The sequence below is a fragment of the Mesobacillus maritimus genome, assembly GCF_044803185.1.
Lineage (GTDB): Bacteria > Bacillota > Bacilli > Bacillales > Cytobacillaceae > Mesobacillus_B > Mesobacillus_B maritimus_B.
Genome location: NZ_CP085225.1, coordinates 3,662,274 through 3,682,133, shown reverse-complemented (window position 1 = coordinate 3,682,133; position 19,860 = coordinate 3,662,274). Strand labels below are relative to the sequence as shown.

The window sequence follows — 19,860 nt, the reverse complement described above, 5'->3', positions numbered from 1 at the left end:
GATGTTTGATAAAATTGAAGCAGCAATTGATGATTTGAAAAACGGTAAAATTGTTATTGTTTGTGATGACGAGGATCGTGAAAATGAAGGTGATTTTATCGCCTTAGCGGAAAAAACAACTGCAGAGACCATTAATTTCATGGTCACACATGGACGAGGTTTGGTTTGTGTACCTGTTGAGGAACAATTGGCTCGAAAGTTGGAGCTTCATGCCATGACCTATGATAATACGGATCCCCATGGAACTGCATTCACGATAAGTATCGATCATAAAAGTTCCACAACAGGTATTTCAGCCCACGAGCGAAGCAGAACTGTACAAGAGCTGATTAACCCAGAATCAAAGCCTGCCGATTTTAAAAGACCAGGACATATCTTCCCATTAATTGCGAAAGATGGTGGGGTTCTTAGAAGGGCTGGACACACTGAGGCGGCTGTGGATCTCGCGAAATTATCAGGAGCTGCTCCTGCGGGGGTCATCTGCGAAATCATGAATGAAGATGGTTCAATGGCAAGAGTACCGCAGCTAAGGGAAATTGCCGACCGCTTTGGGTTAAAGATGATTACAATCAAAGAGTTAATTCATTATCGCAATCAACAGGACAGATTGGTTGAAAAAGTGGTTGAAATTGATTTACCAACAGAATTTGGCGATTTCAAAGCGGTTGGCTATACCAATGTCGTAGACGGACAAGAACATGTGGCTCTTGTGAAAGGGAATATTACGACCAATGAACCAGTTCTTGTCAGGGTTCACTCTGAATGCTTGACGGGCGATGTCTTTGGTTCTTTCCGCTGTGATTGTGGACCACAGCTCCATGCGGCTCTTACACAGATTGAACAAGAAGGTCGAGGAGTTCTCTTGTATATGCGTCAGGAAGGTCGAGGCATTGGACTTATTAATAAAATGAAAGCCTATAAGCTTCAAGAAGAGGGATTTGACACGGTGGAGGCAAATGAAAAGTTAGGTTTTGGTGCGGACCTTCGAGACTATGGAATCGGTGCACAAATCCTTAAGGATCTTGGAGTAAGACAAATGCAGCTCTTAACCAATAACCCTAGGAAGATTAGTGGTCTTGGGGGCTATGGTCTTGAAGTTGTCGAACGTGTTGCAATCCAAATGGAATCAAAGAAAGAAAATGAACGTTATTTAAAAACAAAAAAATCAAAGTTGGGTCATTTACTTCATATTTAATTTCAGGGGGAATAGAAAATGGGAAAGACATTTGAAGGTAATTTAGTAGCATCAGGACTGAAAGTAGCTATCGTTGTGGGACGTTTTAACGAATTTATTACAAGCAAGCTTCTTGGAGGAGCGCAGGATGCATTAAAAAGACATGGAGTGGCAGATGAAGATGTTGATATTGCTTGGGTACCAGGCGCATTTGAGATTCCGTTAGTTGCGCAAAAAATGGCAAATAGTGGTCGTTATGATGCGGTCGTGACACTCGGAACTGTTATTCGTGGAGCTACTCCACATTTCGATTTTGTCTGCAATGAAGCGGCTAAAGGAGTTGCCGCAACAGCGTTAAATAGTGGTGTTCCTGTATCATTTGGCGTTCTGACAACAGACTCCATTGAACAAGCAATTGAACGAGCTGGTACAAAGGCGGGGAACAAAGGCTGGGAGGCAGCTACTACAGCTATTGAAATGGCGAACCTTTGCAGAAATATTGAGCAGTAAAAATTGGATTAAGCATGATAGTTAATAGATTCATGATTTTATACTATACTTTAGGAATAACCATAGGGTTGTTCCTTCTTTTTTTGGAAAGAATTCAAAAGAACTGATTGATTTAAAATTTGGCTTAAACATAAATAGGCTAGATTTACAGATTTTTATAAAAGGGGATTCATAATGAAACTAGTGTCTTGGAATGTTAACGGGCTACGTGCTTGCTGTAAGAAAGGGTTCTTAGATTATTTTAAGGAAGTAGATGCCGATATTTTCTGTGTTCAGGAAACGAAGCTCCAGGAAGGGCAAATTGATTTAGATTTAGTGGGATATTATGATTATTGGCATTATGCGGTTAAAAAGGGATATTCCGGAACGGCTGTATTCTCAAAGGTAGAGCCTATTTCCGTTAGATATGGAATTGGCATCGAAGAGTATGATTGCGAAGGACGAGCGATTACACTTGAATTTGAAAAGTTTTTCTTGGTCAATGTTTACGTCCCAAATTCACAGCGAGACTTGGCACGACTTCCATTCCGACTTGCTTGGGAGGACAAGCTTAAAGAGTATTTGCATCAGCTTGACCAGATAAAACCGGTTATTCTTTGTGGGGACCTTAATGTCGCTCATAAGGAAATAGATTTAAAGAATCATAAATCCAATTATGGAAATTCAGGGTTTACCGATGAGGAACGAGGGAAGCTGACTTACCTTTTAGCATCTGGTTTTGTTGATTCATTTAGACATCTTCACCCTGACCAAGAAGGTGCCTACACATGGTGGAGTTATATGAATAAGGTCCGCGAAAGAAATATTGGTTGGCGGATAGATTATTTTATCGTTTCCGAAAGAATGTCACCCATGCTTACAGAGGCAGCTATTGACTCGCAGGTAATGGGCAGTGACCATTGTCCGATCATACTAGACCTAACAGAAAACATTGGCTAGGCAAATAGATGAATTCTCGTAAAGAATGACTATATGTATATGAAATGAATATGTTTTAATCGATTAGGCTGTTCCATTATTGGGACAGCCTATTTGGTTTGAATTCAGGTTGGTATGGTGAAAAAGCTAATTAGTTTGAAATTTTGTCAAATATATATAAATCTCTTGTACCTTAATTCAGTCAAATGTAATATACTATATATGAATGAGCATAACACAATTGGTTATTAACATGATAAAAGTGTAGCGTTAATTGTGGTTATTAGGGGAAGGCGGTGATTCCAATTAAACTATCAAAACGTCAACAAGAGATTCTCGAGATTGTCAAAGAAGCTGGACCAATCACAGGAAAAGAGATTGCAGAAAAATTATCGTTAACTCGTGCAACGTTAAGACCAGATCTAGCCATTTTAACTATGGCAGGCAGTCTTGAGGCAAAGCCGCGTGTTGGCTATTTCTTCAATCCGCAAAGTGAGGTGAGGCAAAGCGCCGCCAACCTGGCCAAACAGCTTGTTAATAATTACAAAGCACACCCGATTGTTGTCCAAAAATCAGCATCTGTGTATGACGCCATTGTTCAGATTTTTCTTGAGGATGTGGGGACCTTATATGCGGTCGATAAGGAAGGTCTTCTTGCCGGGGTCATTTCACGTAAAGATTTGTTAAGGGCTGCAATCGGAAATAATAATCTTGAAGAGCTCCCAATAAGTGTCATTATGACGAGAATGCCTAATATTGTAACTGTTAAATATGATGAGACCCTTTTCGAAGCAGCTAAGAAACTAATACATAATCATATCGACTCCTTACCAGTGGTCAGAGAAATAGATAAAGAAAAAAACATGTATGAAGTAATCGGACGAATTACAAAAACAACGATTACTAGGGCGTATGTTGAACTCCTTGAAATATAACCAGATTGGAAGTGAAGTTGCTTTGAGTAAAAAGGAAGTAGTCTACGTTGTTTCTGACTCTGTTGGGGAAACAGCAGAGTTTGTAGTAAAAGCCGTTGCTACCCAGTTTAACGGTGGGAGTGTAGATATACACAGGAGCTCTTATGTCGAGGATGTCGAGGACATTGAGGATGTGTTGATATTAGCAAGGCAAACTAATCGATCGATTATTGCTTACACGATTGTCATTCCCCATTTAAAAGAATATCTCGATAGGCGTGCAAAAGAAGAAGGGATTGTTGCTGTAGATTTACTAAATCCGTTGATGAACGCTTTCGAACAAAAATTTGAAAAGCCACCAAATCAGCAGCCGGGTTTAATGAGAAAGCTAGACGATGATTATTTCCGAAAAATTGAAGCAATTGAGTTTGCAGTGAAATATGATGATGGGCGTGACCCGCGAGGGATTATTCGCTCTGACATTGTCTTAATTGGGGTCTCAAGGACGTCCAAAACACCTTTATCGATGTACTTAGCTCATAAAATATACAAGGTTGCCAATGTTCCGCTTGTTCCAGAAGTAAAACCGCCTGATGAGCTGTTTACAGTCCCTCGGTCTAAATGTGTAGGATTAATCATTTCACCAGATAAATTAAATGAAATACGCAAAGAGCGTTTAAAAGCGTTAGGACTTACCTCACAGGCTAATTATGCAAGCTTTGAACGGATTTTAGAGGAATTAGAATATGCTGAGAAGATTATGAAGCGGGTAGGTTGCCCGGTCATCAATGTGTCGAACAAAGCGGTCGAGGAAACTGCAAGCCAAATTTTAGACATTCTAAAAAGCGAAAGGAGCTATACATAATGAAAAAATTTGTGTATATGTTCAATGAAGGTAATAGTGAAATGAAGGATTTGCTTGGTGGAAAAGGAGCGAATCTTGCGGAAATGACGAGGATTGGGCTACCCGTCCCATTTGGTTTTACGATTTCCACAGAAGCTTGCAATGCCTATTATGAAGCCAATAAAAAGATTACTACAGAGGTGCAGGATGAGATTTTACAAGCCCTTAAAAAACTTGAGGCTAATACAGGGAAAAAGCTTGGGAATCCTGAAAATCCACTATTAGTATCGGTTCGATCTGGTGCTGTTTTCTCTATGCCTGGGATGATGGATACGATTTTAAATTTAGGAATGAATGATGAAACCGTTGAAGGAGTGGCGAGATTAACAAATAACCCAAGGTTTGCTTATGATTCCTATAGACGGTTCATTCAAATGTTTGCCGATGTGGTTCTTGATGTCGATACATTCTTTTTTGAAAGGTTACTAGAAGAAACGCGTGAAGAAAAAGGGTATAAGTCCGATCCGGAATTAACAGCTGAAGATTGGAAGGAAGTCATTTCTGGTTATAAGCGGATTGTAAAGAAACATACACGTAAGGCTTTTCCACAGGATCCGATTGAGCAGTTATATTTATCGATTAATGCAGTGTTTGATTCTTGGAATAACCAACGGGCAATCGTTTACCGTCGATTGAATAAAATTCCTGGACACCTAGGGACAGCTGTTAATATTCAAAGCATGGTGTTTGGAAATATGGGTAATGATTCCGGCACTGGCGTTGCGTTCACCCGAAATCCTTCGACTGGGGAGCATTTGCTTTACGGTGAATATCTAATTAATGCCCAAGGTGAGGATGTCGTTGCCGGGATTCGGACACCACAACCTATTAACACGCTTAAGGATGAAATGCCAGAGGTTTATGAGCAATTCGCGGCAACATGCATTCGCCTTGAACAGCATTACAAAGATATGCAGGATATCGAATTCACGGTTGAGCGCGGCAAATTGTTTATTTTACAAACAAGAAACGGAAAGCGGACTGCTCAAGCAGCCATTCGTATCGCTGTTGAAATGGTCAAAGAAGGCTTTATTAGTAAAAGAGATGCACTTCTACGTGTTGACCCAGACCAATTAAATCAATTATTGCACCGTCGAATTGATGACAATTTTGAGCGTACTCAATTAGCCAAAGGTCTACCCGCATCACCAGGAGCGGCAACTGGAGCTGTTGTGTTTGATGCAGATGAGGCAGAGCTTTTAGCCAAAGATGGCAAAAAAGTCATTTTGGTTCGTCCGGAGACCACACCAGATGATATTCATGGGATTGTTGCCGCCCAAGCAGTTGTCACAAGTCGCGGGGGAATGACAAGTCATGCCGCTGTTGTTGCAAGGGGAATGGGAAAAGCATGTATTTGTGGATGTGAAGCAATGAAGATTGATTTGCACGAGAAAGAGTTTTATATAAAGGGAACGGTTGTTAAAGAAGGGGACATTATTACCATTGACGGAGGCACTGGGGAGGTCATGCTTGGTGAAATTCCAATGATTGAACCAGAATTATCAGTGGAATTCCAGCAACTACTATCTTGGGCAGATGAAGAACGGAAGCTCGGGGTAAGAACGAATGCGGATAATCCTGAGGATTCTAGAAAAGCCCGGGAATTCGGTGCAGAAGGGATTGGGCTTTGTAGAACTGAGCATATGTTTATGGATCCAACTCGCGTACCAATCGTTCAGGAGATGATTCTTGCCGAAACATTTGAGGAGCGTCAAGCTGCACTTGCGAAATTATTGCCTATGCAACAGGACGACTTCGAAGGTATTCTCGAAGCGATGCAAGGTTTTCCTGTTACAATTCGCTTGCTCGACCCACCACTACATGAATTCCTTCCAGATAAGGAAGAGTTGATTGTCGAGACGACGAAGCTAAAAATCCTCGACCCCAAATCGACAGAGTTAAAAGAGAAAGAATTATTACTAAAGAAAGTTCGCCAGTTAGATGAGTTCAACCCAATGTTAGGTCATCGCGGTTGCCGTCTAGGAATGATTCACCCTGAAATATATGAGATGCAGGCGAAGGCGATCTTTTATGCGGTGGCTAATTTAGCGGAAAAAGGGATTGAAGCCAAACCAGAAATCATGATTCCACTTGTTGGTCATGTGAATGAATTAAAGGAAATGCGTCAGCTTGTCGTGGATTCTGCAAATCTAGTAAAAGAAGAAACTGGTAAAGAGTTTGTTTATACAGTTGGCACAATGGTCGAAGTTCCACGTGCTGCGCTTACTGCGGATCAAATTGCCGAAGAAGCAGACTTCTTTTCGTTCGGTACAAATGATTTAACGCAAACGACTTTCGGTTATAGCCGTGATGATGCGGAAGGAAAGTTCCTCCAAGCGTATATTGAAAATAAAGTATTGCCAGAAAACCCATTTGCGGTCCTTGATCGTGAGGGCGTTGGCAAGCTTGTTGAAACAGGCGTAAAGCTTGGACGCCAAACAAAACCAGAGCTCAAAACTGGGATTTGCGGGGAGCATGGCGGAGAAAAAAGCTCGATTGAATTCTGTTACCAAACAGGATTAGATTATGTGAGCTGCTCCCCATACCGAGTTCCCATTGCACGCCTAGCCGCCGCACAAGCAACCATTCGTTTTAAGAAGGAAGCGACGGAAGAGTTGGTAGCAAAATAATAGAATCATAATGAAGGATAGGGATAATCTCTTAGTGTAGAGATTATCCCTTTTTATTTGGCTCAAAGTTGGTAATAATCAAAGGGTCACTTTTAAACTGAATATTAATTATTTACAGAATATACTGCAAATATGTAGAATAAATAGAAATAGACTAGGCTATTTTGGTAAGTAAAAGATTGGTAGATTTGTAAACTTAGGTATAAAAAAAGGACAGGGTATATGGGCTGTCCGGTGATTTTAAGGAGGAGAACTATATGACTTGGGAACCAGAAATAAAAGAACTCCGCTATCGAGAAGTATTGGCACATAAAATGGGAGGAGATGAAAGAGTAAGCAAGCATAAATCCTTTGGCAAGTTAACGGTTCGAGAACGAATTGCGAGTTTATTGGATGATGGGACCTTTCATGAGACGGGAGCAATTGCCGGAAAGGCAAAATATGATGAAAACGGTGAATTAATTGAGTTCACTCCAGCCAATTTTATCTTAGGTACTGGTCGAGTGAACGGAAGAAAGGTGGTCGTCGGAGGGGATGACTTTACTGTACGTGGGGGAGCCGCAGATGGAGCAATATTTGGGAAACAGGTGTATGCGGAACGGCTGGCTCATGACTTGCAAATCCCCATCGTGCGGTTAGTAGATGGAACGGGTGGTGGTGGAAGTGTCAAAACCCTTGACTCTAGTGGCTACACCTATGTTCCTATTAACCCAGCGTGGGATTTAGTTGTTTCGAATATGGAAAGAGTCCCGGTTGTTGCGGCTTGTATGGGTTCGGTTGCAGGGCTAGGTGCTGCAAGAGTCGCTGCTTCCCACTTTTCTGTGATGATCGAGGATACCTCGCAATTATTTGTGGCTGGCCCACCGGTAGTTAAATACGGGATGGGACAGGATTTAACCAAAGAAGAGCTTGGTGGTATCGAGGTTCATCGGTCAAGTGGAGCAATAGATAATGTGGCAAAATCTGAGGAAGATGCATTTGCACAAATTCGCACATTTTTATCCTATCTCCCCTCCAATGTGTGGAAGCTTCCACCTATTATCGAGGCGAAGGATGATTCATCTAGACGCGAAGAAAGGTTAATTTCATTTATTCCGAGAAATAGACGAACTCCATATAAAATCCGTGAGTTATTGCCGTTGATTTTTGACCATGATTCGATTTTTGAAATGGGCCGGTATTATGGAGGTGGAACAGTCACATGTTTTGCGCGCTTGGATGGTCACCCAGTTGGTGTATTGGCTCCGGACCCTTATGTAAATGGCGGTGGGTTGACCGCTGAAAGCTCAGAGAAGCTTGAGCGCTTTGTGGATCTTTGCCAGACATTTCATCTTCCCATTGTTAACCTTGTCGATCAGCCTGGAATGGTCATTGGCTTGCCTTCTGAGAAGAAGGGGACGATACGGAAAGGAGTTCGTGCTATTTCGGCGGTTTATCAGGCAAAGGTTCCGATGATTGAAATTATTCTACGAAGAGTTTTTGGAGTTGGCGGAGCTGGTATGACAAACGGGCATGGATTAAACCAACGTTATGCCTGGCCATCTGGTGATTGGGGCTCCTTACCTGTGGAGGGCGGGGTGCAGGTTGCTTATCGTAGAGAGCTAGAGGCTAGTGAAAATCCAGAGGCGCTTTTAGAAGAATTGCTTGAACGAATGGAATCTGTCCGTTCTCCATTCCGTACTGCAGAAGCGTTTGGCGTTGAGGGAATTATTGACCCAAGGGATACACGCCCACTTCTTTGTGAATGGGTGAGGGATGCTTATGAACTGCTACCGCAGCAATTAGGGCCTTCTTACCATGGAATGAGGCCATAGGTTTTTTATTCTGGAAGCTTTCCGACTCAATAGAAAGTTATAATCAAAATAGGTCCCGTTAACAATGGGACCTATTTTAATTGATTATGGATGATTTAAGTGCGCGGGTTGTTTATTTGGGAGGTGTACTCTCCCTTCAAAATCGAAAAAATGTTGATGTCCTGGTATTTCCCTTTTAAAAACATACTTTTCCTTAGTGTCCCCTCAAATGTCATGCCGACTTTTTCCAACACTTTTTGTGAACCGATGTTTTCTTTAAAGGTTCTTGCTTGGATACGTGTTAAGTTTAAGGTCTGGAATCCAAATTTTATCACTTCATCCGCAGCTTCAGACATGATTCCATTTCCCCAGTAATCATCAGAAAGGATATAAGCAATTTCCGCTTTATTATGAGTTGGTTCAAAGGAAACAAACTCAATGGTTCCAATGAATTTTTGAGTTTCTCTTAGCTGTATTCCCCATAAAAGCTTTTTGTTGATTTGATATTGTTCTAATATAAAATCAATAAATTTTCTGGTATCCTCTAAAGTTTTGTGAGTAGGAAACGGAACGTATTTTGTTACTTCCTGAGAGGAGGTATAGGCATGCATATCCTCTAGGTCTTTAAATGTCACCTTGCGCATTAGTAGGCGAGGAGTTTCTAATTGGGGATGTTGGAAGCAAGCTTCGTTTATATTCATACAAGTATTTCACCACTTTTGTTAACCATATAGCATGAATGAATATTAAGCTTCATTTACTATTAAGGTTAAGATTGTTAGTTTCATTATATTGTACCAGATAGGTAAAATTCCAATATGAGTGTGTAAGCGGTGTTTGGGTACTTGTACTGAATTTAAGTATCCAATTACTGAATGTTGCCTGGTTTGGGTTTGAGATATGTCATCGAATTGCCATATTTTTATAGAGGTTTCTTCCAATGGGCAACAAAGTTATCCATATAGAGTATTTTTCGGAATTGTTCTACATCTTACTGTCGGAAATTAAGATTGGGGGAGTAAAATGGGACGAACACTTTATTTAATAGGTAAAAAAATTAGGTAATTTGCCAATGTGATAGTGAACTAAGAGGAGTGTATGGATATGAAATTCCGTAAAGCAATCCTTTTGTTATCAGTACTCATTTTAGGTTTATCGCTTTTTGCTGCTAGTTATGGTGTTTTCTCTAATGCTAGTAATAATAGAAATCTTGAATTTATCAGTTGGAGCGGTGAAGAAGTGGAACTTTATGGGGACGGTCTGTATAAAAACGATTCGGTTTCTGGTGCAGAACAGGAAATTGCTCAAGATATCGTTACCCTTGCGTTAGGGATTCCGTTTCTTTTGCTGTCACTTTTGCTTGTGGGAGGAGGCTCGATAAGAGGACGTTTTTTGCTGGCGGGCACACTGGGTTATTTCTTATACACTTATGCTTCATATTCCTTTCTTTCCACATACAATTCATTTTTCCTCGTGTATGTTTTTGTTATGTCAGCTAGTTTCTTTGCCTTTCTTTTAACGCTCATGTCCTTTGACTTACAAACACTAAAGAACCATTTTCAAGCGAGAACTCCTGTAAAATTTATTGGAGGATTGTTAATTTTTATTGGTGGTGCAGTGCTGTTAATGTGGTTAAGTAGAATACTTCCATCGCTTGTGACTGACAAGGTCCCGTATGGACTTGATCATTATACAACATTGGTTATCCAAGCATTGGATATAGGTTTTATTGTTCCTGGTGGGATTGTTGCGGGTATTCTCCTTATAAAGAGAAATGCTTTTGGTTATTTATTGGCCCCTGTGTTTGTTATTAAAGGTGTCACCTTGCTGACAGCAATTACAATGATGAGCATCAGGATGAGAATAGCGGGAGTAGAAACAAGCCTCGTAGAAATCGTGTTATTTACCATTTTTAATATGGTTATTTTCTATGCCCTGTTCCTAATTCTAAAAAATATAAAAGAACCAACTTCGCGCACTGGTAATCGTAAGATGACTAGGAAAAAGCGAAAGGAGAAGTGGATTTCATGAAGACACTCATTATTTATGCGACAAAATATGGTAGTGTTGAGCATGTAGCAGTAATCTTAGGAAGGAAAATTGAGGGTGATGTGTGCTCGGTGAACATATCAACCGGTAAAGTTCCTTCCCTAGAGGATTATCATGCGATAATTCTAGGTGGATCAATTTATGCTGGGAAAATTCAAAAAGAGCTGAAGGTGTTTATTGAAGAAAACCTACCAGTTCTCTTACAGAAAAGAGTGGGGTTATTTCTTTGTGCAGCCCACCCTGACCCTGAAATACGTGAAAAGGAATTAAAAGAGAACTTTCCGTCCGAGCTTTACTATCACGCAATCGCCAAAGAGACGGTGGGCTATGAAATTCATTATCAAAAAATGAATTTAGTTGAAAGATTGCTTGCCCGGATGATCATGAAGGTGAAAACTGATCAAACAGCGTTAGCTAGTGAGCAAATTGACAAATTTGCTGATGATATGAACGATAGTCTGATTCATTAATTTAGTGGTAAACGTTTGAACGAATCAAAGAACGACCGAAGATTTGGGCGCCGCTTGGAATCGTTACATTATTATTTATCTTAGGTATGTGGTTAACTTCGCTAGGACTTGAACTAGGGCTCGAAGGCATTCCTGAAGAGGAATTGGCAATTGCTCAGGCTGTTGGTACATTTACGTTAATCCTCGCGGGGATTATTTCTCCAATTTTTGGAGCGTTCATATCAACACTAATTTATTTGTTAATTTCAAAGATTCCTGGTTCAGGCGTAACCTTTAAGCAATTATTTTCAATGAATACTCATTTAATGATGATTTCAGCGCTAAGTATTTTAGTTAACGGACTTGGGATTGCTTTGTTTGGTGGAACTGCAGAGATAATGTTTACCAGTTTAGGTTCAATCATTGAGGTTGAAGGAGCATGGTCTGGATTATTCAATAATATTGAAGTATTTTAGATTTGGGGAGTGATACTCACTGCTATTGGTCTTCATAAAGTGGCCGATTTTTCAACAGGACTGGCTTGGACGGTATCGATTGCATTTTATGTCATTAGTGTGATTACCTCAATGGTAGGAGCGGCTGCTAGTGGATTGATGGGTTTTTAACCCTATGGATAAATTCAGGGGGGGGAAGTGTCATGGAGACAATGAAACAAAACAAAAGAGCGTGGGACAACAAAGTAGAAAATGGATCTGTATACACTAAGGCTGTAAGTAAGGAAATCATTGAAAAAAGCAAATTGGGAGAATGGCAGATTACCGTTACAACGGAAAGGTTCGTTCCAAGAAATTGGTTTCCAGGATCGATTGAAGGATTGAAGGTGCTGTGTTTAGCATCTGGGGGTGGTCAGCAGGGGCCGATTTTGGCTGCAGCCGGTGCAGAGGTAACAGTTTTTGATTTGTCTATAAAGCAATTAGAACAAGATGTAATGGTCGCAAAACGAGATGGGTTAAAGCTTAGGACAATCCAAGGAGATATGTCAGACCTTCACGTTCTTGAAGATGAAACCTTTGATCTAATCGTACATCCAGTTTCAAATGTATTTGTCGAGGATGTTCGTCCTGTTTGGAAGGAAGCAGCTAGAGTCTTAAAAGACAAAGGGGTTATGATTGCTGGATTTACAAATCCTCTTCTGTTTATTTTTGACGATGAAGAAGAAAGGAAAGGCCAATTATCGGTGAATCATTCGATTCCATTTTCGACGATAGGTGGTTTATCAGAAGAGGAGATTGTAGAGTATTTAAAATCAAATGAGACAATCGAGTTTGGTCATACGCTCGAGGATCAAATTCAAGGACAGATTGATGCTGGTTTTATGATAGCTGGTTTTTACGAGGATGACTTTGGTGGAAATAGAATTCTAGATAAATACATTAAGACGTTTGTGGCGACAAGGGCTATTAAGGAGAAGGTTGAGTAAATGAAAATTACGAGCCAATGGAATCAAGAGGATAGCGATTATATTCGCAAAAAGGTGATTGAGCATAATCTATCGGTCTTACCTGAGGAGGTTAAGCACCCTGTAAAAAACGTAAGCTTCGTTCTCAGGAATGACGAAGGGGAAATAGTCGGGGGAGTTACAGGTACGATTTTTTGGTATCACTTACATATCGATTTTCTCTGGGTGGATCAGTCGTTGCGAGGAAAAGGATATGGTAAGGAATTGCTAGAGCGAATAGAAGCATCCGCAAGAGATAACCATTGTAGATTAATCTTATTAGATACCTTTAGCTTTCAGGCTCCAGATTTCTATCAAAAATACGGATATGAAGTAGTGGGGATAGTAGAAAATCATCCTAAAGGTAATCAGCAATATTATTTAGAAAAAAGGCTTTTATGATCTTATATCTATTTTAAAGTGGGCCAGGCACCATTCATAACTTGGATGGTGCCTGGCCCACTTTTAGCTACAACTGTTTACTTTTCACTCGTTTTCGAGGAGGTCAATTACGTAATGTGCGGGGATTGCAACGCCTACCCGGTTATTTCCTTCAGGTGATGAGATGGTGGCAAAAAGGACCCCAATGACCTCACCGTTTTCGTTAAGGACCGGGCTGCCACTGTTTCCACGGTATACGGGTGCATCAATCATCATTACTGGAACATCCCAGTCTTTTAATAGAACTTTACCTGCAATGGTACCTTCGTTGGCAATTTGCGTAAAGGAAAGTGGATTGCCAATAAAGGTTATTTTTTCACCTACTGAAGTATCCCAGTCTTCTTCATGGGAGAGGGGAAGAACGGGAAGATCTGTGTCCTCGATTTTTACAAATGCGAGATCTAAGTCTGGGTTCCGTGAAATCACCTCTCCAATATAGGACGCTCCTGTGTGAAAGTGTACTTTCACGGTGTCTGTATGCTCCACAACATGCTCATTAGTGACAATCATGCCCTTTTGGTCAATATTAAAGCCTGTACCTTTTACACCCTCCCACTCAATTGTGACAATTGCCTTTTTAAATTCTTGTACTTCGGGGGATTTCGATATTCTCTGTGAAACCTTTAAAAACTCGATTGCTGGTAAATTAAATAAGTTAAACCAAATTTGGAGCCCACTTATTAACATCGCTACCACTAAAACAGAGCTAATGGTTTTAACGATAAGTTTTTTGCGTTTTTTCTGGCGCTTTTTGTTTTGTTCCCATTCTTCATCCTTTTCTAAAAAGGCTTCCCAATCCATTTCTTCAGTTTGATCCTTGTCCTGATCTAAGTTTTTATTGTCTTTTTCCATTGTAGCCCCCTAAACCCTGGGTCGTCTTATTTTAAGTATACCAATCGCAAGTGTAAGGGAAAAGGTAATTGGTCAGTATCTAATCGATGAATTCGCCCCTGTGAAAGAGTTGTTATTCATCGCACCCTTCTATAAATTTCAATTACTGTGAATAATTACCTAGGAAAAAAGCACTATAAAGAGGTAGCAAATATTAAGTGTCTTCTCATGACATATTTAGGAAAGCTGACAAGAATCAAAATTGAGAAGTCAAATACCATTGCTATAGGTATACATAATTGAAGGAGGATGTTAGATGACAAACCGCAATGATAATCGGAACCAACCGCATACTGGGAGTAAGGGGAGCGATACTGAATTTAGTTCAGAACAAGGGATGAGCAAAAAAGAGAGAAAGCGAGCTGCAAGGGATGCTAGAAAGAAGTAATGTTAAGGGCTAATCATAATAAAAAGCCATGACTATCTAACACTTTAGTTAGTCATGGCTTTTTGAATATAACGTGTATACGCTATTTAATATACTTTATCTCCGTTAAATATAGAGTTCTTTACTACGACGTAATCAACATTTCGAATGGAGCTTAGTTTGTCTCCACCAGCATATGAGATGGAAGACTGAAGATCTTGTTCCATTTCAGTTAACGTTTCTTGTAAAGGCCCTTTGTATTCAACAAACATTTTTTTGCCTTCTACGTTTTTCTTTTCGCCTTTTTGGAACTCTGAAGCGGAACCGAAGTATTCCTTGAACAGTTTCCCATCTCGCTCCACAGTTTCGCCTGGAGATTCTTCGTGGCCAGCAAATAGAGAACCAATCATGACCATAGTCGCACCGAAACGAACTGATTTCGCGATGTCGCCGTGAGTACGGATTCCACCGTCAGCGATAACCGGTTTGCTTGCCGCTTTTGCACACCAGCGTAGGGCAGCAAGTTGCCAACCCCCAGTACCAAATCCAGTTTTAATCTTTGTAATACAAACCTTTCCAGGTCCAATCCCCACTTTTGTTGCGTCTGCTCCAGCATGTTCTAACTCTCTTACTGCTTCTGGAGTACCAACATTCCCGGCTATAACAAAGCTATCAGGTAAGTTGTTTTTAATATGTTTAATCATATCAATTACAGCATTTGAATGCCCATGGGCAATATCAATGGTGATGTATTCAGGTATTAACTGCTCGTCTTTAAGTTGTTGAATGAAGCTATATTCCTCTTCTTTCACACCGACACTAATGGAAGCGTACAAGCCACGACCATGCATGTCTTTGATAAAATCCACCCGCTTTTCTGGCTCAAAACGATGCATGATATAGAAATAGTCGTTTTCAGCTAAGTAACGAGCAATTTTTTCATCAATAATGGTTTGCATGTTGGCTGGAACTACCGGCAATTTAAAGGAACGTCCCCCTAGTGTTACACTTGTATCACATTCGGAACGGCTATTTACAACACATTTTGCAGGAATCAATTGAATATCTTCGTAGTCAAATACATTTTCCATGGATTACACCCCTAAATACGAATGTTTTAATTTAATAGAACAAAAATCGTTCGTACATTAGGTAATATACCTTATTTTAACTTATCTGTCAAAGTAAATTCAGAGATTGTTTTCGTTTTTTTATCATAATAATGTAAGGGGATTCACTTTCATATAAATAAAAAAATGCTGTTGAATAATCAGCATTTTTTTCTACGAGTATTAAATTAGTGACAATAAGAATCCACCAATGGCTCCAGTTGCGACAATCACCCATGGGGGTAGCTTCCAGTGAACCAACATGCTAAACAACACAGCAGCAAAAGCAAAATCAATCGCTGTAAGTATTGAAGTCGTCCAGATCGGGTGATATAGGGCTGCAATTAAGATTCCGACAACTGCTGCATTCACTCCCATTAAAGCGCCTTTTATTTTCGGATTTCGTCGTAATGAGTTCCAAAAGGGTAAGGTTCCTAATATAAGGAGGAAAGCGGGCAAAAAGATGGCAACCGTTGCGAGAAGGCCACCTTTCCATCCGTTGATTACAGCACCAATATAGGCTGCGAAGGTAAATAACGGTCCTGGAACTGCTTGAGCCATCCCGTACCCTGCAAGAAATTCTTCCTCACTTAGCCAACCTGTTGGCACAAATTCACGCTCAAGCAGTGGCAAAACCACATGCCCGCCCCCAAACACTAGTGAACCTGAGCGATAAAAGCTATCAACCAAGGCTAACCAGTTAAGGTTAGTTACTTCTCTCAGCAAGGGTAGCGCAATTAACAATCCGAAAAAGAGTGTTAAACAAATGACCGCGAACCGGTGGGAGATTGGGAACTGCACTTGATTGGTATTTTCTTCAAGGGTTTGATCACGGTACAAGAGAAACCCGATAAATGCAGCCAATAAAATCACAGCAACTTGTGTAAAGGCTGTTTGCCATAAAAGGGTGATGATAATTGCAAATAAGGCAATCGTTTTTCTTTGTGCGTCTGGAGTTAGGTTTTTCGCCATTCCTAAAATTGCGTGGGCCACGACAACAACGGCGACAATTTTCAACCCTTTAATCCACCCAGCATCACTAAACCCAAAACTATGAAGTAAGAGCGCGAATAAAATCAGGATGATGACGGATGGAAGAGTAAAACCGATAAAAGATACAATCCCCCCTAATACTCCAGCTCGCATCACACCAATACCAATTCCAACCTGGCTACTTGCCGGCCCGGGAAGGAACTGACATAATGCAACTAAATCAGCATAGCTTTTTTCATCCATCCATTTTCGTCTACGGATATATTCTTCGTGGAAATAGCCTAAATGAGCAACAGGACCACCAAAGGAGGTCAGGCCGAGCCTTGTGGATACCATCAAGATTTCCAGTAATAACTTTATTTTGCTTTCATTTTTATTTGTCATGTTTTTTTCACCTTCTTTGTTAGTCTTTGATTTCCTTAAAAAGCTCAAATGCTTTGTCTCTAGCTTCGTTTAAAATTAACTCGCCTTTTTCTGTAGTTGAATAATACTTTCTGATTTTCCCCTCAACGTTTTTCTCTTCTTTTACCAACAGTCCATCTTTTTCCATATTGTGAAGAATAGGATACAAAGTTCCAGCGCTGATATCGTAACCATGTTCTTTCAATTCCTCTAACATCCATAATCCGAAGATAGGATGATCTTTGGCGTGGTGTAGTATATGGATTTGAATAAAACCCAAAAACAGTTTTCGTAATACTCGATCCTCCATTTAATTCACCTCGCTTATTAACGAAACGTAATATCGAAAACCGATAATGGTAATTTAACAAAATTGTACCTCTGTAGCAAGGGCAACTGGCCAAGGTTTACAAAATCTTTACTTTCAATTAGAGGAGTGTTGGAATTAGTGGAAATATATTTCCATGAGGAGTTTATAGAAGATAAAAAAACTAGACAGAAAAGTGTTTTGTGTAATCTTCATAGAGCACAAAAACAGATGAATGGAAAGAAAAAGTGTCGTATGAAAGCTTCATAGAGCACAAAAACAGATGAGTGGAAAGAAAAAGTGTCGTATGAAAGCTTCATAGCGTACGAAAACAGATGAATGGAAAGAAAAAGTGTCGTATGAAAGCTTCATAGCGCACGAAAACAGATGAGTGGAAAGAAAAAGTGTCGTATGAAAGCTTCATAGTGCACGAAAACAGATGAATGGAAAGAAAAAGTGCCGTATGAAAGCTTCATATAGCACAGAAACAGATGAGAAGAAAGAAAAAGCGTCGTATGTAGACTTGAAGCTATAGAGGTCTTAATCCAACCTGTAGAATGCCGAGCTTTATTGTCAGTGGAATAAGGTTGAGGCTCTAGGGAGAATGGAATTGAGTCTCCCCCGAATGTAGAGTTGCAAGGCAAACTCCAAAATGGATAGTGCCTTTTCGTATTTTATAACTTAGATATTGTAAGTGTATCGAATAACATCATCCTTTATGTAGAAACTAAGGAAATACTTGTATGTTGATATGGTGCTTTAGTTTTAGGAGGGATGAAATGATTTCTTATAATGATATTGTTATGGCACATGAAAATATGAGGGGGATCGTCCATAGGACACCTCTAGATTTCTCGAATACCTTTAGTGAATATGCAAATAATCAAGTTTATTTAAAGCTTGAAAATCTACAAAAAACAGGGTCTTTTAAGGTCCGAGGCTCTTATAATAAAATGATATCTTTAAGGAAAGAGGAAATCCGAAATGGGGTGGTGGCGGCTTCTGCTGGAAATCATGCTCAAGGCGTGGCCTATTCAAGCAGCATGCTTGGGATTCCTTGTACAATTGTAATGCCACAAGGAGCTCCGTTAACGAAAGTGCAAGCAACGAAAGGATATGGAGCAAAGGTGGAATTGCAAGGGTCTGTTTTCGATGATGCGTTGGATTATGCGTTGGAACTTAACGACCAAACAGGGGCAGCGTTTGTACATGCATTTGATGATGAAGCTATTATCGCCGGACAAGGAACCGTGGGTCTTGAAATCTTGGATCAACTTCCTGATGTAGATGCAATTGTTTGTCCGGTTGGTGGTGGAGGATTAATTGCTGGAGTTGCTGCAGCCATTAAAGAAAAACATCCATCGATTCAAATTTATGGAGTACAAGCAAAAGCATGTACTAGCATGGAGCAGTCGTTGCAGGAAAAGAAACCAATTTCCGTTGAGTCAAGTCCAACCATGGCTGATGGGATTGCTGTCAAAAAGCCTGGTCAGCATACGCTTCAAATTGTGCAAAAATATGTAGACGATATGCTTTCGGTTGATGAAACAGAAATTGCGCAAACGATGCTCATGCTCCTTGAACGAAACAAGTTACTGGTTGAAGGCTCTGGAGCTGTTTCACTTGCTGCAATGTTGTATCATAAGCTTCCACTTAAAAATAAAAAAGTTGTCCCCATCATAAGCGGAGGAAACGTTGATGTTAGTTTCATCTCTAGAATTATTGAAAGAGGTATGGTCGAAGCAGGACGTTTTGTCCGGTTTAATACCATTCTTCAAGATAAGCCAGGAAACCTAGAGAAAATCCTTCAGGTAGTGACCGAAAGACAAGGGAATGTTTTAGATATTTCCTTAAGTCATATGGGGGACCGCATTTACCCGGGATATGCCCAATTATCTCTCTCTGTTGAAACCAAAGACCAGCAGCATATTGAAGAAATTTTTGAGGCATTTAAGCAAAAAGGGTTTACCACGGATATTGTTTAGCTAACACTTCCCGTTGTTGACATCATCATCACTTTAAAATTGATGGTGCCTTGTTCACGAAAGACTAAAGGTTTGTTAAGTTACCTTTGTTTTACCAACCATCCCTATAGGGTTTATAAATACATCTTATGGGAATCCTGCTAAGAATAAGAGGGTGATTGGTATGTATTTTTTAATCCTTTCTGTTGTGATCTTCAGTGTGGTTGTTTATTTCATGCCTAAAAGAATTTCATTGTTGGAAATGTATGCTACATCGTTGTTTTCGACAGTACTACAATTAATCACGGATGTTTATTTGGAATTTAAGTACCGATTATATTGGTATTTCTCCCCAGGAGTGGACTATATTACGCTTTGGGTCATTTTTGTTATTTATCCAGCAGTGAATATTATTTTTTTGAATTTCTTTCCCCTATCCAAGAGGTTATTTGTTAAAGCTGTATATATTTTCGGATGGAGTGTATTTGCGATTTGCTATGAATGGGTCGCAGTTCACACCGGTTTTTTTACTATAATGGATGGAAATTAGTGTACTCTATACCAATTTATCCATTATTGTACTTAT

The 19,860-nt window shown here is 40.1% G+C and carries 20 protein-coding genes; 15 read left to right on the top strand and 5 right to left on the bottom strand.

Annotated features, from left to right (window positions below; translation table 11 throughout):
* The first annotated feature begins 1 nt into the window (after position 1).
* The 7 genes from LG336_RS17790 to LG336_RS17760 all read left to right on the top strand — a co-directional run bounded on the left by LG336_RS17790 (position 2) and on the right by LG336_RS17760 (position 8,864).
* A complete protein-coding gene (locus LG336_RS17790; protein ID WP_404328823.1) occupies positions 2-1,195 on the top strand; it encodes a bifunctional 3,4-dihydroxy-2-butanone-4-phosphate synthase/GTP cyclohydrolase II in 1,194 nt (397 codons plus the stop codon).
* A gap of 18 nt (positions 1,196-1,213) precedes the next feature.
* Positions 1,214-1,684, top strand: coding sequence for a 6,7-dimethyl-8-ribityllumazine synthase (ribE, locus tag LG336_RS17785; protein WP_404328822.1), 471 nt, complete (start codon positions 1,214-1,216; stop codon positions 1,682-1,684).
* A gap of 174 nt (positions 1,685-1,858) precedes the next feature.
* The gene (locus tag LG336_RS17780) at positions 1,859-2,623 is read left to right on the top strand and encodes an exodeoxyribonuclease III (RefSeq protein WP_404328821.1); all 765 of its coding nucleotides are present in this window, start codon (positions 1,859-1,861) and stop codon (positions 2,621-2,623) included.
* A gap of 278 nt (positions 2,624-2,901) precedes the next feature.
* Positions 2,902-3,537, top strand: coding sequence for a helix-turn-helix transcriptional regulator (locus tag LG336_RS17775; protein ID WP_404333206.1), 636 nt, complete (start codon positions 2,902-2,904; stop codon positions 3,535-3,537).
* 22 nt (positions 3,538-3,559) lie between these two features.
* Positions 3,560-4,381 carry a pyruvate, water dikinase regulatory protein gene (locus LG336_RS17770; RefSeq protein WP_404328820.1) on the top strand — a complete coding sequence of 274 codons (822 nt, stop codon included), beginning with the start codon at positions 3,560-3,562 and terminating at the stop codon, positions 4,379-4,381.
* Positions 4,381-7,050, top strand: coding sequence for a pyruvate, phosphate dikinase (ppdK, locus tag LG336_RS17765; protein ID WP_404328819.1), 2,670 nt, complete (start codon positions 4,381-4,383; stop codon positions 7,048-7,050). Before LG336_RS17770 ends, ppdK begins: the two co-directional genes overlap by 1 nt.
* Positions 7,051-7,307: 257 nt before the next feature.
* On the top strand, positions 7,308-8,864 hold the full coding sequence (locus tag LG336_RS17760; protein WP_404328818.1) for an acyl-CoA carboxylase subunit beta: 1,557 nt from the start codon (positions 7,308-7,310) through the stop codon (positions 8,862-8,864).
* Between the two features lie 95 nt (positions 8,865-8,959).
* Here the strand turns inward: LG336_RS17760 and LG336_RS17755 are convergent, their stop codons facing one another.
* A complete protein-coding gene (locus tag LG336_RS17755) occupies positions 8,960-9,544 on the bottom strand; it encodes a GNAT family N-acetyltransferase (protein ID WP_404328817.1) in 585 nt (194 codons plus the stop codon).
* 403 nt (positions 9,545-9,947) lie between these two features.
* On the opposite strand from LG336_RS17755, the gene LG336_RS17750 reads away from it, so the two are divergent.
* From LG336_RS17750 to LG336_RS17725, 6 genes are read left to right on the top strand one after another with little or no spacing between them, the layout of a single operon-like run.
* Positions 9,948-10,874 (top strand): hypothetical protein, encoded by a 927-nt coding sequence (locus LG336_RS17750; protein WP_404328816.1) that lies wholly within the window; start codon positions 9,948-9,950, stop codon positions 10,872-10,874.
* The gene (locus LG336_RS17745) at positions 10,871-11,362 is read left to right on the top strand and encodes a flavodoxin domain-containing protein (protein ID WP_404328815.1); all 492 of its coding nucleotides are present in this window, start codon (positions 10,871-10,873) and stop codon (positions 11,360-11,362) included. Before LG336_RS17750 ends, LG336_RS17745 begins: the two co-directional genes overlap by 4 nt.
* A gap of 23 nt (positions 11,363-11,385) precedes the next feature.
* A complete protein-coding gene (locus tag LG336_RS17740) occupies positions 11,386-11,817 on the top strand; it encodes a hypothetical protein (protein WP_404333205.1) in 432 nt (143 codons plus the stop codon).
* Positions 11,818-11,826: 9 nt separating this feature from the next.
* On the top strand, positions 11,827-11,967 hold the full coding sequence (locus tag LG336_RS17735) for a hypothetical protein (protein WP_404328814.1): 141 nt from the start codon (positions 11,827-11,829) through the stop codon (positions 11,965-11,967).
* A gap of 32 nt (positions 11,968-11,999) precedes the next feature.
* Complete coding sequence (locus LG336_RS17730) at positions 12,000-12,782, top strand: class I SAM-dependent methyltransferase (protein WP_404328813.1); 783 nt, start codon at positions 12,000-12,002, stop codon at positions 12,780-12,782.
* Positions 12,783-13,202 carry a GNAT family N-acetyltransferase gene (locus LG336_RS17725; protein ID WP_404328812.1) on the top strand — a complete coding sequence of 140 codons (420 nt, stop codon included), beginning with the start codon at positions 12,783-12,785 and terminating at the stop codon, positions 13,200-13,202.
* Between the two features lie 84 nt (positions 13,203-13,286).
* Here LG336_RS17725 and LG336_RS17720 read toward each other — a convergent pair whose 3' ends face one another.
* Positions 13,287-14,093 (bottom strand): S1C family serine protease, encoded by an 807-nt coding sequence (locus LG336_RS17720; protein WP_404328811.1) that lies wholly within the window; start codon positions 14,091-14,093, stop codon positions 13,287-13,289.
* A gap of 295 nt (positions 14,094-14,388) precedes the next feature.
* On the opposite strand from LG336_RS17720, the gene LG336_RS17715 reads away from it, so the two are divergent.
* Complete coding sequence (locus LG336_RS17715) at positions 14,389-14,520, top strand: hypothetical protein (RefSeq protein WP_404328810.1); 132 nt, start codon at positions 14,389-14,391, stop codon at positions 14,518-14,520.
* 86 nt (positions 14,521-14,606) lie between these two features.
* On the opposite strand, the gene guaC is transcribed toward LG336_RS17715, so the two are convergent.
* The 3 genes from guaC to LG336_RS17700 form a co-directional block, all read right to left on the bottom strand.
* A complete protein-coding gene (gene guaC, locus LG336_RS17710) occupies positions 14,607-15,590 on the bottom strand; it encodes a GMP reductase (RefSeq protein ID WP_404328809.1) in 984 nt (327 codons plus the stop codon).
* A gap of 201 nt (positions 15,591-15,791) precedes the next feature.
* A complete protein-coding gene (locus tag LG336_RS17705) occupies positions 15,792-16,985 on the bottom strand; it encodes a chromate transporter (RefSeq protein WP_404328807.1) in 1,194 nt (397 codons plus the stop codon).
* Positions 16,986-17,004: 19 nt separating this feature from the next.
* On the bottom strand, positions 17,005-17,313 hold the full coding sequence (locus LG336_RS17700; RefSeq protein WP_404328806.1) for a PadR family transcriptional regulator: 309 nt from the start codon (positions 17,311-17,313) through the stop codon (positions 17,005-17,007).
* A gap of 776 nt (positions 17,314-18,089) precedes the next feature.
* Here LG336_RS17700 and ilvA point away from each other — a divergent pair.
* A complete protein-coding gene (gene ilvA / locus LG336_RS17695; RefSeq protein WP_404328805.1) occupies positions 18,090-19,295 on the top strand; it encodes a threonine ammonia-lyase in 1,206 nt (401 codons plus the stop codon).
* Positions 19,296-19,860: the final 565 nt, after the last annotated feature.

What these genes read in the sequence shown, in the direction of transcription:
- LG336_RS17700 (WP_404328806.1), bottom strand. Translation starts at nt 17,313, where the DNA reads ATGGAGGATCGAGTATTACGAAAACTGTTTTTGGGTTTTATTCAAATC.
- LG336_RS17750 (WP_404328816.1), top strand. Translation starts at nt 9,948, where the DNA reads ATGAAATTCCGTAAAGCAATCCTTTTGTTATCAGTACTCATTTTAGGT.
- LG336_RS17780 (WP_404328821.1), top strand. Translation starts at nt 1,859, where the DNA reads ATGAAACTAGTGTCTTGGAATGTTAACGGGCTACGTGCTTGCTGTAAG.
- ppdK (WP_404328819.1), top strand. Translation starts at nt 4,381, where the DNA reads ATGAAAAAATTTGTGTATATGTTCAATGAAGGTAATAGTGAAATGAAG.
- LG336_RS17745 (WP_404328815.1), top strand. Translation starts at nt 10,871, where the DNA reads ATGAAGACACTCATTATTTATGCGACAAAATATGGTAGTGTTGAGCAT.
- LG336_RS17755 (WP_404328817.1), bottom strand. Translation starts at nt 9,544, where the DNA reads ATGAATATAAACGAAGCTTGCTTCCAACATCCCCAATTAGAAACTCCT.
- LG336_RS17705 (WP_404328807.1), bottom strand. Translation starts at nt 16,985, where the DNA reads ATGACAAATAAAAATGAAAGCAAAATAAAGTTATTACTGGAAATCTTG.
- guaC (WP_404328809.1), bottom strand. Translation starts at nt 15,590, where the DNA reads ATGGAAAATGTATTTGACTACGAAGATATTCAATTGATTCCTGCAAAA.
- LG336_RS17790 (WP_404328823.1), top strand. Translation starts at nt 2, where the DNA reads ATGTTTGATAAAATTGAAGCAGCAATTGATGATTTGAAAAACGGTAAA.
- LG336_RS17715 (WP_404328810.1), top strand. Translation starts at nt 14,389, where the DNA reads ATGACAAACCGCAATGATAATCGGAACCAACCGCATACTGGGAGTAAG.
- LG336_RS17725 (WP_404328812.1), top strand. Translation starts at nt 12,783, where the DNA reads ATGAAAATTACGAGCCAATGGAATCAAGAGGATAGCGATTATATTCGC.
- ilvA (WP_404328805.1), top strand. Translation starts at nt 18,090, where the DNA reads ATGATTTCTTATAATGATATTGTTATGGCACATGAAAATATGAGGGGG.
- LG336_RS17720 (WP_404328811.1), bottom strand. Translation starts at nt 14,093, where the DNA reads ATGGAAAAAGACAATAAAAACTTAGATCAGGACAAGGATCAAACTGAA.
- LG336_RS17730 (WP_404328813.1), top strand. Translation starts at nt 12,000, where the DNA reads ATGGAGACAATGAAACAAAACAAAAGAGCGTGGGACAACAAAGTAGAA.
- ribE (WP_404328822.1), top strand. Translation starts at nt 1,214, where the DNA reads ATGGGAAAGACATTTGAAGGTAATTTAGTAGCATCAGGACTGAAAGTA.
- LG336_RS17760 (WP_404328818.1), top strand. Translation starts at nt 7,308, where the DNA reads ATGACTTGGGAACCAGAAATAAAAGAACTCCGCTATCGAGAAGTATTG.